Origin of the sequence: Variovorax paradoxus (assembly GCF_029919115.1) — a bacterium.
Taxonomy (GTDB): domain Bacteria; phylum Pseudomonadota; class Gammaproteobacteria; order Burkholderiales; family Burkholderiaceae_C; genus Variovorax; species Variovorax paradoxus_O.
Genome location: NZ_CP123990.1, coordinates 2,703,257 through 2,718,375 on the forward strand (window position 1 = coordinate 2,703,257; position 15,119 = coordinate 2,718,375).

A 15,119-nucleotide genomic window follows, 5' to 3' on the forward strand; every position below is an offset into this window, starting at 1 on the left:
AAATCGCGGCGAACATCAACCCCATGGAAACCACACCGCTCGCCAAAACGCTGCGCGAACAGGGCGCCAACAGCGACCTGGTGCTGATCGTCGACGACGTGCCCGACAACCTTGCGGTGCTGCACGACGCGCTCGACGAATCGGGCTACACGGTGCTCATTGCCACCAACGGCGAACAGGCGCTGCAGCGCGCCGCGCAGGCCCGCCCCGACATCGTGCTGCTCGACGCGATGATGCCGGGCATCGACGGTTTCGAGGTGGCGCGCCGGCTCAAGGCCGATCCCGCGACGGCGCACATTCCCATCGTGTTCATGACCGGGCTCACCGAAACCGAGCACCTGGTGGCCGCACTCGAAGCGGGCGGGGTCGACTACGTCACCAAGCCGATCAAGCCCAAGGAAGTGCTGGCTCGCATGAACGTGCACCTGCAGGGCGCCCGCCGCGCCCGGCAGGACGCGCGCCAGGCCGGGCAGGCGCGCAATGCGCTCGACGCCTTCGGCTACGCCAGCATTACCGTGCGCCTGCCCGAAGGCCGGCTGATCTGGCAGACCGCGCTCGCGCGCGACCTGCTGCAGCGCTACTGCGACACCCGTGCGCCCGAAACACCGCCGGCCATACTGGAATGGCTGCGGCGCCATGCGCCCGATGCCCGGCAACAGGGCATCGAGCCGCCGGCGCTTTCGATTGCCCAGGGGGCAAGCAGTCTCAGCCTGCGCCTGCACCGGCAGACCGGGCAGGACGACGACGGCGATGAATGGATGATCGTCATGCGCGAGATTTCGGACACGGGGGTGATCGAGGCCATGAGCCTGAGCCTGAAGCTCACAGCGCGCGAGGCCGAGGTGCTCTACTGGGTGGTGAAGGGCAAGACCAACAAGGACATCGGCGAGATCCTCGGCAGCAGCCCCGCCACGGCCAAGAAGCATCTCGAAAGGGTGTACGTGAAGCTTGGCGTCGAGACCCGCACGGCGGCCGCCGGCGTGGCGATCAAGCGCATTCGCGAGCTGCAGCCGCAATTCGAGATCTGAGGCAATGCGGGCGCGCCAGCCGCGTCGCCGGGGCGACTTCCGCCGTCCCTAGAATGCGCGATCCCCGGGGATGCAGGCGATGAAAAATAACAGATGCACGGCAACGATTGGATGGTCCCGGCTCGCCTGGCTTCCGTTGGCGGCCTGCGCGCTGGCGAGCGCAGGTGCGCGGGCAGGGGGCCATTTCGATGTGGACGATGCCGGCACGCTCGATGCGGGCCAATGCCAGTACGAAGCCTGGTGGGGCCGCACCGGACCGGAGCCGGTAACCGGGTTGCACCTCGGCCCGTCGTGTCGCGTCGGGCCTGTCGAACTCGGCTTCAGCTTCGACAGGCTTTCAGCAGAGGGCATTCATACAGTCATCGCCGGGCCGCAGCTCAAATGGAACTTCTTGGGGCCGGCGGCCGATGCACCGCTGAGCGCCGCAATTTCACTTGGAGCTGTGTTCGACGTCAGGCGCGGCGGCCGTGCCGGTGGGCAACTGGTGCTGCCCGTCACGTGGCGGCCGTCGGGCAGCCTGCAAATTCATGCCAACATCGGCGCCGACTGGGCCACGGGCACGGGCGCACGCACGCCGCGCGGCGGACTGGCGGTGGAGTGGGCGCTCGACGAAAAGGTTTCGCTCATTGCCGAGCGTAGCCGTGCATCGGGCGTATGGACTTCGCGCATCGGCGGGCGCTTCAGCCTTACGCCGCTGATCAGCGTGGATGTGAGCGCTTCGAGGACGGGGCCACGCGGCGTGAACGGCTTTGTCGTGGGACTTAACCACGAGTTCGGCTGGAAGTAAGCAGAGGCGGGTGCGAATCAGCGCAGGTAGCGCTGAATGCGCTTTTCGTCTTCCGCCAGCTGCCGGCGCATGAGTGAAAGAAAGTCGCGCGCGGTGGTGGAAAGCACCTTGCCCGCCGGCATGGCCAGCACGCACGAAAAGAACACATCGACCGAGAGCCTCCGCACCACGAGTCCGCGTTCAGCGTAGTCGAGCGCGGTGATCGGGTTGACGAGCCCCACGCCCAGGCCGCGCAAAGCCATTTCGCACACGCTGGCCGCGTAGGGCGTCTGCACCATCACCCGCAGCGCTGCGCCGCGCTCGGCAAGCGCGGCTTCGAGGCCGCGGTGCGAAGGGTCTTCGGGGTTCAGGGCCAGGAAAGGCACTTGCGCGAGTTGCTCCGGCTCGATGCGCTTGAAGCGCGCCAGCGCATGGCCCTGCGGCATCACCACGACGCCGGGAAAGCGTGCGAAGGTCGAGTGGTCGATGCCTTCGAGCGACAGTTCATCGGCCATCAGGCCGAAGTCTGAAATGCCCTTGGCCACGCGGTCGCGCACGTCCTTGGAACTGAGCACCTGCAACGAAACCTGCGGCCAGGGGCTGTCACCGCGCTGTTCCTTCAGGCGTTCCAGTGCACGCGGCATGAAGCCGAGCCCAAAAGCCGGATAGCAACTGAGTTCGAGCTGGTTGGTGCCGAAGTCGCGCAGGCTGCGCATGCGGTGCTCTATGGCTTCCATGCCGATGAACACGCGCTCCACCTCCGTCCACAGTGCGCGCGCCTCGGGCGTGGGCACCAGCCGACCGCCCGTGCGCTGGAAAAGGACCATGCCGGCCTGCGCCTCGAGCCGCTTGAGCGACTGGCTGATGGCTGGCTGGGTCACATGCAGCAGCGCCGCGGCCTTGCGGGTGGAGCCGGCGCGCATCAGGGCGCGGAAGGTCTCTATTTCGGTGAAGCGCATCGATAAGTTTTCTTATCGCTTGAGTATTTCAAGCTAGATGATTTTATTTGCAGATGCCTAAGATTTAGGCACGACTTCCACCTCGATACCACCTGTGAACATGCCTGCGCCCGTAATGCACTTCAAGTTCGCCCCGCCACCAGATCCGTTGGCCGATCTGGCGGGCCCTGCGCGCATCCGCCCGCCCCAACCGGTCAGAAACCCCCACTTGCAGGGCTTTCGGTGCCTGCGCTGCGATGCGCCGTATCCGCTTGCGCTGGCGAACGACGGCTGCCCCGCCTGCCGTGCCACGGGCGTCCATGCCGGCTTGCGCGCCAGCTACCTGCCCGACAGCGGCAGCCCGCTGCCCATGCCCTACGTACCAGGGTTCACGCTGGGCGAGGGCGGCACGCCGCTGCTGGAGATGCCGGAGCTGGCGCGCGAGTTCGGCGTGGCGTGCCTTGCGCTCAAGGACGAATCGTCCAACCCCACCGGCTCGCACAAGGACCGCATGACGGCCGTGGGCGTGGCCCAGGCGCTGGACTTCGGTGCCCACACGCTGGTGCTGGCCTCGTCGGGCAATGCCGCGATTTCCGCGGCGCACTACGCCTGGGCTTCGGGCCTGGGCTGCGAAGTGGCAACCTACGAAGGCCTGCCGGCCGCCTATGCACGGCAGCTCGACGCCCTCGGTGCCCGGCGCTACACCTTCGCCGACAACGCCGGCCGCTGGGCATTCGTGCGTGAGCGCTCACAACATCCGGGCTATTTCGCGCTGACGAACTACCGCCTGCCCGCATTGGGCAGCGCGCCGCTGGCGATCGAGGGCTACAAGCCCATCGCCCTGGAGTGCCTGAACGATGGCGGCCTGCCCGATCACATCGTGATTCCGACGGCGCGCGGCGACCTCGCCTGGGGCATCTACGCGGGCTTTCGCGACCTGCTGGCTGCCGGGCGCATCGCGCGCCTGCCGCGGCTCTGGCTGGTGGAGCCTTTTGCGCGCCTCTCGCGCGTGCTGGCCGGCGGCGCACTCAACGGCGCGTATCCCGGCCACACCGCGCAGTTTTCGACCGCGGGATCGACCGTGACCTTCTTGCAGTGGCAGGCCGCCACTGCCTCTGGGGGAGGCGCGGTGGTGGTCAGCGACGACCAGGCCCGCGCCGCGCGGCAGAAGCTCACGGCGGCCGGCGTGAGTGCCGAGCTCTGCGCCGCGGGCGGACTGGACGCCGTGCGCCAGTTGCGCGAACGCGGCGCCATTGCAGGCGACGCCCACGTGGTGCTGATGCTGACCGCCAACGCCTCGCGCGACCCGAGCTGGCCGGACGAGACCGCCTGAGCTCCCTAGTTACCCAAAGGAATCGAAACCATGCAAGCAATTCAACGCCGCGCCTTCCTGGCTGCCGGTTCGGCCGCTCTCTTCGGCGCCACGGCGCAGCGCGCCTGGGCGGCCTATCCCGACAAGCCCATCAAACTGATCGTGCCGTGGGCGGCGGGCGGGAGCACCGACGCCATCGCGCGCGCCATGGCGCAGCGCATGAGCCAGACGCTCGGCAGCACGGTGATCGTCGACAACCGGCCCGGGGCGGCCGGCCAGATCGGCACCGAGGCGGCCGCCAAGGCAACGCCCGACGGCTACACGCTGGCCATTGTCGAGCTGCCGCACGCCATCGCGCCCGCTGTGACTGCACGGTTGCCCTACGACCTGCTGCGCGACTTCACGCCGGTGACGATGATCGGCACCTCCCCGCTCGTCTTCTTTGTGGGCATGGACGACGACAGCCGCGACTTCAAGACCTTCGTCAAGACGGCTGCTGCCCGGCCGATGCCGCCGGCCATTGCGCACAGCGGAGCCGGCACGGTGAGCCATTTGGCGGCCGAGCTGCTGGCGAGCCGCACCAAGATCAAGTTCAACATGGTTCCGTACCGCGGATCGGCGCCAGCCCTTACCGATGTGGCGGCGGGCACGGTGGGCGGGCACTTCGCGACGCTGGCCAGCGGCTCCAGCCTGATGGGTGCCAACCGGATCCGCCCGCTTTTGGTGACGAGCGCGCAACGGGTGAGCCTTCCGGGGCTCAAGGAGGTGCCCGCGCTGGCGGAAAGCGGACTCAAGGGGATGGAGATCGACCAGTGGTGGGCACTGGTGGCGCCCGCCACCACGCCACTGGAAGTGATCGAGCGGCTGCGGCGCGAAGCCATCGCTGCGCTGGACCATCCATCGGTGAGGGAGCGCATGACGTCGCTCGGCGTGCAACTGAAGGGTTCCACCACGGGCGAGCTGCGTGCTTTCATGCGTGCGGAGGCCGAGCGCTGGCAGAAGGTGGCGCACGACATCGGGCTTCAGCCGCAATAGACGGGATAGAGATGGCCGGGGGCCGTGGGCCCGGTCGGCCGCCTTTTTCTTTCAGCGCCCGGATTGGACCTTGATCCGGATCGTGTTCACGTCCCAGCCCCGGTTTCGCAGCCGGGTGACCAGCATGGGCGCCAGCTGGCGCAACTTGGCGGCCGCGGCGCTGCCGTTGACCAGCAGGCACCACACGTCCCCTTCGGCCGGGCCAGCCTGCACGGCCGGGCGCATGGCCGGCGGGATCAATCCCTCCACGGCCCGGAGCCGGTCGCCGGAGTCGCGCGCGCGCGCAATCAGGCTCGCCAGGGTCGGCGAACCTTCGGCGGCCTGGTGCAGCGTGACGGGCGGGACGGAGCGGCGATTCATGGGTAATCCGGAGGGTGGAACAAGGGCAGCTAAAATGCCCGGTTTGCCGACGCTTGCGCCGGCAGATCCGGTCTGAGCCGCTTGCTTTCGAGGCTTGCATTCGAAGAAGGCGCGCCCAACTGCTTTCACCATATCTTAGGGAATCCGGTCGCAGTGCCTGTTGTGTCAGGTGCACGCCCATCTCCACGCCAATGGCAACCAACTTCCTGACCCAGATTTTCGGCAGTCGCAACGACCGGCTCCTCAAGCAGTATCGCAAGACGGTGGAGCGCATCAATGCGCTGGAACCCGAATTCGAGAAGCTCACCGACGACGGGCTGCGCGCCAAGACCCAGGAATTCAAGGACCGCATCGCCAAGGGCGAAACCCTCGATGCCCTGCTGCCCGAAGCTTTTGCCACGGTGCGCGAAGGCTCCAAGCGCGTCATGAAGATGCGCCATTTCGACGTGCAGCTGCTCGGCGGCATGGCGCTTCACAACGGCAAGATCGCCGAAATGCGCACCGGCGAAGGCAAGACCCTGACAGCCACGCTGCCGGTGTACCTGAATGCCCTGTCGGGCAACGGCGTGCACGTGGTCACGGTGAACGACTACCTCGCCAACCGCGACGCCCAGTGGATGGGCCGCCTGTACAACTTCCTGGGTCTTACGGTGGGCATCAACCTGCCGCAGATGCCGCGCGAGGAAAAGCAGCAGGCCTACGCGAGCGACATCACGTACGGCACCAACAACGAATACGGCTTCGACTACCTGCGCGACAACATGGTGTACGAGCCGGGCGACCGGGTTCAGCGCACGCTGAACTACGCCATCGTCGACGAGGTGGACTCCATCCTGATCGACGAGGCCCGCACGCCGCTGATCATCAGCGGCCAGGCCGAAGACCACACCGAGCTCTACCTGGCCATCAACAAGGTGGTGCCCCTGCTGACCAAGCAGGAAGGCGAAGCCGATCCGCGCACGGGCGAGGGCGTCACGGTGCCGGGCGACTTCACGGTCGACGAGAAGACCCACCAGGTGTTCCTGACCGAAGACGGCCACGAGAAGGCCGAGCAGCTGCTGAGCGAATTCAAGCTGCTGCCCGAAGGCGCCTCGCTCTACGACCCGGCGAACATCACGCTGATGCACCACCTGAACGCCGCGCTGCGCGCACGGCACCTGTACCACCGCGACCAGCATTACGTGGTGCAGCAGGGCGAAGTGGTCATCGTCGACGAATTCACTGGCCGCCTGATGACGGGCCGCCGCTGGAGCGACGGCTTGCACCAGGCCGTCGAAGCCAAGGAAGGCGTGCAGATCCAGGCCGAGAACCAGACGCTCGCCTCGATCACCTTCCAGAACTACTTCCGCCTGTACAACAAGCTGGCCGGCATGACCGGCACGGCCGACACCGAGGCCTACGAGTTCCAGGAAATCTACGGTCTCGAGACGGTCATCATTCCGCCGAACCGCATCAGCAAGCGCGAAGACCAGCTCGACCGCGTCTACAAGACCACGCGCGAAAAGTACGAAGCGGCCATTCAGGACATCCGCGAGTGCTACGAGCGCGGCCAGCCGGTGCTGGTGGGCACCTCGTCGATCGAGAACTCCGAAATCATCGACGGCCTGCTCACCAAGGCGGGGCTCCCGCACCAGGTGCTCAACGCCAAGCAGCATGCGCGCGAAGCGGACATCGTGGCGCAGGCCGGCCGCACGAAGATGATCACCATCGCGACCAACATGGCGGGCCGCGGTACCGACATCGTGCTGGGCGGCAACATCGAGAAGATGATCGAGGCGGTCGAGCAGGACGAGTCGCTCGACGAAGCTGCCAAGCAGGCCGAAGTGGCACGCATCCGCGCCGAGTGGACCAAGGACCATGAATTCGTCAAGTCGCTGGGCGGCTTGCGCATCATCGCGACCGAGCGCCATGAGTCGCGCCGCATCGACAACCAGCTGCGCGGCCGTTCGGGCCGCCAGGGCGACCCGGGTTCTTCGCGCTTCTACCTGAGCCTGGACGATCCGCTGATGCGCATCTTTGCGGGCGACCGCGTGAAGGCGATCATGGATCGCCTGAAGATGCCCGACGGCGAAGCCATCGAAGCGGGCATTGTCACGCGCAGCATCGAAAGCGCGCAGCGCAAGGTCGAGGCGCGCAACTTCGACATCCGCAAGCAGCTGCTCGAATACGACGACGTGTCGAACGACCAGCGCAAGGTGATCTACCAGCAGCGCAACGACATTCTCGACGCGGCCGACCTGACGGCGCAGATCGCGGCGCTGCGCGAGGGCTGCTTTGTCGACCTGGTGCGCCAGTACGTGCCGGCCGAATCGGTCGAGGAGCAGTGGGACCTGGCGGGCCTGGAGAAGACGCTCTTCAGCGAATGGGGCATCGACATGCCCCTGAAGAGCGAAGTCGAGGCCGCCGAGGCCGTGAGCGACGAAGACATCGTCGAAAAGGTGGTGAAGGCCGCCAACGACACCTTCGACGCCAAGGTGGCGCTGATCGGCCAGGAGAACTTCACCCAGTTCGAGCGCATGGTGCTGCTGCAGAGCATCGACACGCACTGGCGCGAGCACCTGGCTTCGCTCGACTACCTGCGCCAGGGCATCCACCTGCGCGGCTATGCGCAAAAGCAGCCCAAGCAAGAGTACAAGCGCGAAGCCTTCGAGCTCTTCGGCCAGCTGCTCGATTCGGTCAAGAACGAAGTCACCCGCCAGCTCATGACGGTGCGCGTGCAGTCGGGCGAGCAACTCGAGCAGGCGGCGGATGCGCTCGAGAGCCGCGGCGAAAACGTCTCGAACATCACCTACAGCGCGCCGACCGAAACCGGCGAAGTCGAGGTTCGGCTCGACGAAGAAAACCAGCGCCGCATCGCGGCTGCCGGCTTGGGCCTTGGCACGCTCAGCGCCGAGGCGGCTGCCTTTGCGCGCGTCGGCCGCAACGACCCGTGCCCTTGCGGCAGTGGCAAGAAGTACAAGCAGTGCCACGGCAAGCTCAGCTGACCCAGAACCTCCGGAAGAGAAACCTCCATGCCCGTGAACCTGTCCGCTCCTGATCCTGCCGCCTTGTTCGCGGTGCCCGGCGTCCGCATCGGCGTGGCCGAAGCGGGTGTGCGCAAGGCCAACCGCAAGGACCTGACCGTCGTGCTGATCGACGAAGGCTCGGCGGTTGGAGGCGTGTTTACCCAGAACCGCTTCTGCGCGGCGCCGGTGCAGGTCTGCCGAGACCATCTGGCGGCCAACTACGGCATTCGCGCGATGGTCATCAACACCGGCAACGCGAATGCCGGCACCGGCGAAGACGGCTTGATGCGCACGCGCTCCACCTGCATCGCACTGGCGCGCCACCTCGAAATCGCACCCGAGCAGATCCTGCCGTTCTCGACCGGCGTGATCATGGAGCCGCTGCCGGTGGACCGCATCGAAGCCGGCCTGCCCGCCGCGCTGGCCGACGCCTCGGAGAACCACTGGGCGCGTGCTGCCGAAGGCATCATGACTACCGACACGATTCCGAAGGCCTTCAGCCAGCAGATTCAGGTCGGCGGCGCCACGGTCACCATCACCGGCATCAGCAAGGGCGCCGGCATGATCCGCCCGAACATGGCCACCATGCTGGGCTTCATGGCCACCGACGCGAAGATCGATCCGTCGTTGATCCAGCCGCTGGCCAAGCGCTTGGCCGATGCCTCGTTCAACCGCGTGACCATCGACGGCGACACCTCGACCAACGACTCCTTCGTGGTCATCGCCACGCAGAAGGCCGCGCACGCAACCATCACCTCGCTCGAATCGGCAGAGGGCCAGGCACTTGTGGCCGCCATGCAGGACGTGGCACGCAAGCTGGCGCAGGCCATCGTGCGCGACGGCGAAGGTGCCACCAAGTTCATCACCATCCAGGTCGATGGCGGCCGCAATCCGGAAGAATGCAAGCAAGTGGCCTATGCCGTGGCGCATTCGCCGCTGGTCAAGACGGCTTTCTTTGCGAGCGACCCGAACCTGGGCCGCATCCTGGCGGCCGTGGGCTACGCCGGCATTGCCGATCTCGACCAGACCGGCATCGACCTGTTCCTGGACGACGTGCACGTCGCGGTGAAGGGCGGGCGCAATCCGTCGTACCGCGAGGAAGACGGCCAACGCGTGATGAAGCAGAGCGAGATCACGGTGCGCATCGGCCTGGGCCGCGGCAACGCGAGCGAAACGGTGTGGACCTGCGACCTGAGCCACGACTACGTGACCATCAACGCCGACTACAGGTCATGAATGAGCAGTTCCAGAAGCTGATCGAGCGCGCCGAGCAGCTGATCGGCCGCATCGAATCGATCTTGCCGCAGCCGCTGGCTGCACCTGCCGACTGGAACGCGTCGATCGCTTGGCGCTATCGGCGCCGCAGCTCGGGCCATGGCGTGCTCGAGCCGGTGAAGCATGTGGCCGCAATGGCGCTCGATTCGCTCAAGGAAATCGACATCCAGAAGGAAAAGATCGAGCGCAACACGCGCCAGTTCGTCGAAGGCAAGCCGGCCAACAACGTGCTGCTGACCGGCGCGCGCGGCACGGGCAAGTCGTCGCTCATTCGCGCCTGCCTGCAGGCCTATGCACCGCAGGGGCTGCGCCTGATCGAAGTCGACAAGGCCGAACTGACCGACCTGCCGGACATCGTCGAGGTGGTGTCGCAGCGGCCCGAGAAATTCATCGTGTTCAGCGACGACCTGAGCTTTGACGAAGGCGAGCCGGGCTACAAGGCGCTGAAGTCGATTCTCGATGGCTCGATTGCGGCGGCCACGCCCAACGTGCTGATCTATGCGACCAGCAACCGGCGCCACCTGTTGCCCGAATACATGAAGGACAACCTTTCGTACACCCACACCGAGGACGGCGAAGTGCACCCCGGCGAGGTGATCGAAGAGAAGATCTCGCTGTCGGAGCGCTTCGGCCTGTGGGTCAGCTTCTATCCGTTCAGCCAGAACGAATACCTGGCCATCGTTGCGCAGTGGCTCTCGTCCTTTGGCGTTGGTCAGGCGGCGATCGAGGCGGCGCGGCCCGAGGCGCTGGTGTGGGCACTCGAGCGCGGTTCACGCAGCGGTCGCGTCGCCTACCAGTTTGCGCGCGACTACGCCGGGCGGGCCGGCGCATGAGCGCACAGCCGCAACCACAGGGCCGCAAGCACACCGAGGTGGCTGTCGGCGTGCTGATCCGTTCGGCCGACGACGCGCTGCTGCTGTCGACCCGTCCGGCAGGCAAGGCATACGCCGGCTTCTGGGAGTTTCCGGGCGGCAAGATCGAGGCCGGCGAAACGGTCGAGCAAGCGCTGCGGCGAGAACTGCAGGAAGAGCTCGGCATCACCATCGCGGGGGCAGAGGTCTGGAAGGTCACTGAGCACGACTATCCGCACGCGCTGGTGCGGCTGCATTGGTGCAAGGTCACGGCGTGGAGCGGCGAGTTCGAAATGTGCGAAGGGCAGGAAATGCGTTGGCAGCAGCTGCCGCTGGATGTGACGCCCGTGCTGCCCGGCGCCATGCCGGTGCTCGAATGGCTGGCCCAGGAGCGCGGTCTTCCTCATGCTGCCGGGTCGGCGGCGTAGGCTCCCAAAAATAATCAGAACCGCCACACGCGTTCAACGACCCGACTAGATGCTGCATCCCAAGTACCGACCGGACATAGACGGCCTGCGTGCCATTGCCGTGGCCTCCGTGGTGATCTATCACGCCTTTCCCGGCGTGCTGCCCGGCGGTTTCATCGGTGTGGACATCTTCTTCGTGATCTCGGGCTTCCTGATCTCGACCATTCTCCTGCAGAGCCAGGTGGCGGGCGATTTCAGCTACCGCGACTTCTACGCACGGCGCATCAGGCGCATTTTCCCGGCGCTCATCCTGGTGCTCTTGGCTACCTTGTGCTTCGGCTGGTACATGCTGCTGTCCGACGAGTTTGCGCAACTGGGCAAGCAGGTGACGGGCGGTGCGGCCTTCTTTGCCAATTTCGTGTTCTGGGCCGACGCGGGTTATTTCGATTCGGCCGCCGAAACCAAGCCGCTGCTGCATCTGTGGTCGTTGGGTATCGAGGAGCAGTTCTACATTTTCTGGCCGGTGCTGCTGGGTGTGGCCTGGCGCCGCCGCTGGCCGATGATCCGCGTGATCCTGGCGATTGCGGTGGTGTCGTTCCTGGTCAATGTGCTCACGATCCATCCGTTTCGCACGGCGGCTTTCTATTCGCCGGCTTCGCGCTTCTGGGAGCTGATGGTGGGCGGCATCCTGGCGTGCATGCGGCTGAAGCCGGCGGCGCCGAGCCGTTTGCGCAGCCATGTGCAGTCCTTCGTCGGCGTGGGCCTGCTCGGACTGGGGCTGGTGATGATCCGCGGCGACAAGGCTTTTCCCGGCTGGTGGGCGCTGCTGCCCACGCTGGGTGCGGTGAGCTGCATTGCGGCCGGGCCCACGGGCTTCCTGAACAAGTACCTGCTGTCGAACCGGGTGATGGTGTGGATCGGGCTCATCAGCTATCCGCTCTATCTCTGGCATTGGCCGCTGCTTGCTTATGCGCGCATCCTCAGCGACGGGTTGCCGTCGCTGCCTGTGCGCGCGGGGGCCGTCATTGCCAGCGTTGTGCTGGCCTGGCTGACCTACAGGTTCGTCGAGCGCTACACGCGCACGCGCACCGGCCCGGGTCTGCTGCGCTTGCTGGCGGGCTCGGGGGTGGCTTTGGTTGTCGTGGGGCTGGTGGTTTTCTCTGGCGTGCTGCAGCCGCGCCACCACGACATTCGCCTGCAGCAGATTTCCGAGGCCGCGGCCGACGTGGGCTACTACGACGATTTCAAGAACTACGAACTAGGGCGGCATCTGCTCTATCGGGTCGGCAATGGGCCGCGCAAGAGCCTGCTGGTCGGCGACAGCCACGTGCAGCAATATGGTCCGCGCGCAGAGGAGCTCGCGCGCACCGTGCCCGACAAGGCAAACACCATCTACTTTGCAACGCAGGGGTCTTGCCCGCCGATTCCCGGTGTTTACGCGGATGCGAACATAGGGTGCGCCGAGCGGCGCACGGCCGTGCTGGATTTCGCCCGCGGCCCAGAGATCGACACGGTAGTGATCGGCGGCTGCTGGAACTGCTACTTCATCGCGGGCGGCGCACCAGGCTATTACTTCCGCGATGCGAGTGGCGCGGCCCACCAGTTCCGCGGCGGCGACGGCATGGCCCTGGCGTTCGACTCTCTCGGCCAGCTGCTGCGAGAACTGTCAGGCAAGGGCAAGAAGGTTTTTCTGCTGCTCGACATTCCGGTAGCACCCGATTTCGAGCCGAAGCGCCTGCTCGAAGGCAGCCGATTGACCTCCATGAAGGTCTCGACCACAACCCCGACGCTGCCGATACCGCAGGACCAGCGCGAGTTGAACGATCGCCTGCGGCAGATCGGTCTTGCAAGCGGCGTGGAAGTGATCGACGCCGTTGCGAACCTGTGTACCGCGGACGGCCAGTGCCTGCGCACCATGTCCGACGGTGCTCCCGCCTACAAGGACGCGGGCCACTTGCGGCCCAAGTACACCCGCTCGTTTGCAACCTACATGGACCGCGCGCTGCTGGACGAAGGCGGCGCGGCGCCGAAGAAGTAGCGCGAAGCCGCTGCGGTGGCCGCGGCGCCTTTTACTGCTTCAGCTTGGGGTCGCCGAAGGTCTCTTCGTCCGGCGGCTCTTCGGCGGGCATCCTGAATTCCTCGTTGGCCCATGCGCCGAGGTCGATACCCTTGCAGCGCGCGCTGCAGAAGGGCCGATAGGGGTTGCTGGCGGCATAGATGCTGTCACCGCCGCAGGCGGGGCAGCGGACGATCCGCTCGCCGATGTCGTTGTGGGTCCTGCCGTTGCTCATGGCGTGTCGTTGATGCGCTGCTGCGCTCAGGCGCAGAGCGTGAGTTCGAAGGCTGCGTCTTCCGTGCTCTGGTGCAGGCGGTCGTCGGCCTCGTGGCGCATCATGCGCACCGAAACCATGAGCCGGTTGCCGCTGATTTCAGGCACCAGCCCGAGCGCCGGGTCGATCCGCAGGCGCAGCAGCTGGAAGCTGCGGCCCTGCGGCAGGTTTTGCTGAAACTGCCCATGAGTGGCAATGACCTTGTAGGGCACATCGGCTTCGCGCAGCAGCTTGAGCAGCAGGTAAATGGATTCGGCCAGCGGCGCGAGCGTGCTCGACCAGCGCTCGAGGTCCTTGCGCCGGCTTTGTGCGCTGCGGTGTTGCCAAGCGTAGTAAGCGGGGAGGTCGAACTCGCAGGTGCCGCCCGGAATGCCGGCTCGGCTGCGAATGCTCATGAGCCATTCGTTCTCGGTCAGCGCCTGGCCGGCCTTGCCGGATACGCTGTTGAGCGCGCCAAAATTCCGTTCGAGCTGGGTGACGACCTGGTCCAGCGCCGCCTCGGCGATCGCCGGGTTGCCGCGGTAGCCGTTGAAGACGTTCTTGTGCTTTTCAAGATCGCGCATGACGTCGGCCTTGAGGTCGGCGCGCGCGGCAACGTCCATGATCTCGAAAATCGTGACCAGGGCGAAATGATGGGAAAGCGCGGATTCCGCGGGCACCAGTTCGCCAAGGCGGCGGAACAGGTGCTCCAGCCTCAGGTAGGTCCGGATGCGCTCGTTGAAAGGGTACTCGTAGAGGATCACGCGTTCGGGTTCATGTGAGGGACGAGTTCATGGCGATTTAGCGGCCGCCGGATTCGGCTGCACTTCACGCACAGCCTCCAGCATACGCTGACCGAAGAGCAGATACCCGGCAGTGGAAACGTGCGTTTCGTTGGCCGGATACAAGTCTGTGATTTTGAAGCGGTTCTGCTCGGACAGTGTAAAAAGATCCGGGCCGATTTTCAGGTCGTTGAACGTGCTGCGAAACGCGGCGGCATGGTTCTGGTCGAGGTACACCGTGCTCTTGTTGGGCACGACCATCCAGATGATGCGAAGGGAAGGCGCCATTTTTTCCGTGAACCTCGCCATGAAGGTGGCGGAGTCGGCGGTAAGCGGGTCCATCAGGCGGTCTTCGGCCGTCATGAGCAATTTGTTGCAAGCCACGTGGCTGAATTGCTTGCAGCCGTCGGGCACGGTGCGTGCATCGATGAGCGGGCCCCAGCGGTCGGGCGTGTTGGTCCAGCTCTCGGAACGCTCGATGGCCCGGGTGTTGCGATAGGTCAGCCAGCCCCTCAGCAGCTCCGCGTCCCAGTTCAGGCGGAACTCGGTAGGCGCCGGCTTGGATGGATTTTCGAATGGGGGAGGCGAAGGCACGAAGGCGTGCTTCATGGCCGCGCATTCTTTCGAATCTACGATGCGTCCCTGAAGCAGGCGCTCGATGCTCTCGATGATGACGACCTTGCCCTTGAAGCCGGATTTGCGCACCCATTCCGAGAAGTCGCTGCACATCGGACCGGTCTTGTCCCAGTGCGTGGTGGCAACGCGGTAGCCGGCGCCCACCAGCGGCGACTGCCATGCGTAGCGAACCGAGAAGCTGTCGCCGATCACGAGCACGTCGGCTTCCTGGATCGACGAGGCCTTGATGTTGGCGTCAGGAATAGGCGGGGGCGGATGGTGCCATCCGAAATCGCGCTCGGATATTCGCCCGATGCGTGTCAGGTCGCCATAAGGGATGGGCGTCAGCAGGCTGGTGACCAGCAGCGCGGCGCAGACAAGAAAGCCCGCAACGAAGATGGCGAGCCACATGCGGGCTGGTTTCGTGTCTTCCATG

Annotated in this window: 14 protein-coding genes; 9 read left to right on the forward strand and 5 right to left on the reverse strand. The window is 65.7% G+C overall.

Annotated elements, in window-relative coordinates; genetic code table 11:
• Window positions 1–23 precede the first annotated feature (23 nt).
• Both QHG62_RS13135 and QHG62_RS13140 read left to right on the forward strand, forming a co-directional pair.
• Window positions 24–1,028 carry a response regulator transcription factor gene (locus tag QHG62_RS13135; RefSeq protein WP_281151268.1) on the forward strand — a complete coding sequence of 335 codons (1,005 nt, stop codon included), beginning with the start codon at window positions 24–26 and terminating at the stop codon, window positions 1,026–1,028.
• A gap of 79 nt (window positions 1,029–1,107) precedes the next feature.
• Entirely contained in the window at window positions 1,108–1,815 is a 708-nt protein-coding gene (locus tag QHG62_RS13140; RefSeq protein ID WP_281151269.1) for a hypothetical protein, read from the forward strand.
• A gap of 17 nt (window positions 1,816–1,832) precedes the next feature.
• Here QHG62_RS13140 and QHG62_RS13145 read toward each other — a convergent pair whose 3' ends face one another.
• Complete coding sequence (locus QHG62_RS13145) at window positions 1,833–2,753, reverse strand: LysR substrate-binding domain-containing protein (RefSeq protein ID WP_281151270.1); 921 nt, start codon at window positions 2,751–2,753, stop codon at window positions 1,833–1,835.
• Between the two features lie 100 nt (window positions 2,754–2,853).
• Here QHG62_RS13145 and QHG62_RS13150 point away from each other — a divergent pair, with 100 nt between their 5' ends.
• Complete coding sequence (locus QHG62_RS13150; protein WP_281151272.1) at window positions 2,854–4,065, forward strand: threonine synthase; 1,212 nt, start codon at window positions 2,854–2,856, stop codon at window positions 4,063–4,065.
• A gap of 30 nt (window positions 4,066–4,095) precedes the next feature.
• Entirely contained in the window at window positions 4,096–5,079 is a 984-nt protein-coding gene (locus QHG62_RS13155; protein ID WP_281151273.1) for a Bug family tripartite tricarboxylate transporter substrate binding protein, read from the forward strand.
• A gap of 51 nt (window positions 5,080–5,130) precedes the next feature.
• On the opposite strand, the gene QHG62_RS13160 is transcribed toward QHG62_RS13155, so the two are convergent.
• Window positions 5,131–5,439 carry a hypothetical protein gene (locus QHG62_RS13160; RefSeq protein WP_281151274.1) on the reverse strand — a complete coding sequence of 103 codons (309 nt, stop codon included), beginning with the start codon at window positions 5,437–5,439 and terminating at the stop codon, window positions 5,131–5,133.
• Window positions 5,440–5,630: 191 nt separating this feature from the next.
• Here QHG62_RS13160 and secA point away from each other — a divergent pair, with 191 nt between their 5' ends.
• The 5 genes from secA to QHG62_RS13185 are packed head-to-tail and all read left to right on the forward strand — an operon-like array spanning window position 5,631 to window position 13,015.
• On the forward strand, window positions 5,631–8,423 hold the full coding sequence (gene secA, locus QHG62_RS13165) for a preprotein translocase subunit SecA (RefSeq protein WP_281151275.1): 2,793 nt from the start codon (window positions 5,631–5,633) through the stop codon (window positions 8,421–8,423).
• Between the two features lie 27 nt (window positions 8,424–8,450).
• Complete coding sequence (gene argJ, locus QHG62_RS13170) at window positions 8,451–9,680, forward strand: bifunctional glutamate N-acetyltransferase/amino-acid acetyltransferase ArgJ (RefSeq protein ID WP_281151276.1); 1,230 nt, start codon at window positions 8,451–8,453, stop codon at window positions 9,678–9,680.
• Complete coding sequence (locus QHG62_RS13175) at window positions 9,677–10,552, forward strand: ATP-binding protein (RefSeq protein WP_281151277.1); 876 nt, start codon at window positions 9,677–9,679, stop codon at window positions 10,550–10,552. Before argJ ends, QHG62_RS13175 begins: the two co-directional genes overlap by 4 nt.
• The gene (gene mutT / locus QHG62_RS13180; RefSeq protein ID WP_281151278.1) at window positions 10,549–10,998 is read left to right on the forward strand and encodes an 8-oxo-dGTP diphosphatase MutT; all 450 of its coding nucleotides are present in this window, start codon (window positions 10,549–10,551) and stop codon (window positions 10,996–10,998) included. Before QHG62_RS13175 ends, mutT begins: the two co-directional genes overlap by 4 nt.
• 49 nt (window positions 10,999–11,047) lie before the next feature.
• A complete protein-coding gene (locus QHG62_RS13185; protein WP_281151279.1) occupies window positions 11,048–13,015 on the forward strand; it encodes an acyltransferase family protein in 1,968 nt (655 codons plus the stop codon).
• Between the two features lie 31 nt (window positions 13,016–13,046).
• On the opposite strand, the gene QHG62_RS13190 is transcribed toward QHG62_RS13185, so the two are convergent.
• From QHG62_RS13190 to QHG62_RS13200, 3 genes are read right to left on the reverse strand one after another with little or no spacing between them, the layout of a single operon-like run.
• A complete protein-coding gene (locus QHG62_RS13190; RefSeq protein WP_281151280.1) occupies window positions 13,047–13,268 on the reverse strand; it encodes a DNA gyrase inhibitor YacG in 222 nt (73 codons plus the stop codon).
• Between the two features lie 26 nt (window positions 13,269–13,294).
• Window positions 13,295–14,050, reverse strand: coding sequence for a cell division protein ZapD (gene zapD, locus QHG62_RS13195; RefSeq protein ID WP_281151281.1), 756 nt, complete (start codon window positions 14,048–14,050; stop codon window positions 13,295–13,297).
• Between the two features lie 27 nt (window positions 14,051–14,077).
• The gene (locus QHG62_RS13200; protein WP_281151282.1) at window positions 14,078–15,118 is read right to left on the reverse strand and encodes a hypothetical protein; all 1,041 of its coding nucleotides are present in this window, start codon (window positions 15,116–15,118) and stop codon (window positions 14,078–14,080) included.
• Window position 15,119: the final 1 nt, after the last annotated feature.

Coding starts and splice junctions, on each gene's coding strand:
- QHG62_RS13135 (WP_281151268.1), top strand. CDS start 24: ATGGAAACCACACCGCTCGCCAAAACGCTGCGCGAACAGGGCGCCAAC.
- QHG62_RS13140 (WP_281151269.1), top strand. CDS start 1,108: ATGAAAAATAACAGATGCACGGCAACGATTGGATGGTCCCGGCTCGCC.
- QHG62_RS13145 (WP_281151270.1), bottom strand. CDS start 2,753: ATGCGCTTCACCGAAATAGAGACCTTCCGCGCCCTGATGCGCGCCGGC.
- QHG62_RS13150 (WP_281151272.1), top strand. CDS start 2,854: ATGCCTGCGCCCGTAATGCACTTCAAGTTCGCCCCGCCACCAGATCCG.
- QHG62_RS13155 (WP_281151273.1), top strand. CDS start 4,096: ATGCAAGCAATTCAACGCCGCGCCTTCCTGGCTGCCGGTTCGGCCGCT.
- QHG62_RS13160 (WP_281151274.1), bottom strand. CDS start 5,439: ATGAATCGCCGCTCCGTCCCGCCCGTCACGCTGCACCAGGCCGCCGAA.
- secA (WP_281151275.1), top strand. CDS start 5,631: ATGGCAACCAACTTCCTGACCCAGATTTTCGGCAGTCGCAACGACCGG.
- argJ (WP_281151276.1), top strand. CDS start 8,451: ATGCCCGTGAACCTGTCCGCTCCTGATCCTGCCGCCTTGTTCGCGGTG.
- QHG62_RS13175 (WP_281151277.1), top strand. CDS start 9,677: ATGAATGAGCAGTTCCAGAAGCTGATCGAGCGCGCCGAGCAGCTGATC.
- mutT (WP_281151278.1), top strand. CDS start 10,549: ATGAGCGCACAGCCGCAACCACAGGGCCGCAAGCACACCGAGGTGGCT.
- QHG62_RS13185 (WP_281151279.1), top strand. CDS start 11,048: ATGCTGCATCCCAAGTACCGACCGGACATAGACGGCCTGCGTGCCATT.
- QHG62_RS13190 (WP_281151280.1), bottom strand. CDS start 13,268: ATGAGCAACGGCAGGACCCACAACGACATCGGCGAGCGGATCGTCCGC.
- QHG62_RS13200 (WP_281151282.1), bottom strand. CDS start 15,118: ATGGAAGACACGAAACCAGCCCGCATGTGGCTCGCCATCTTCGTTGCG.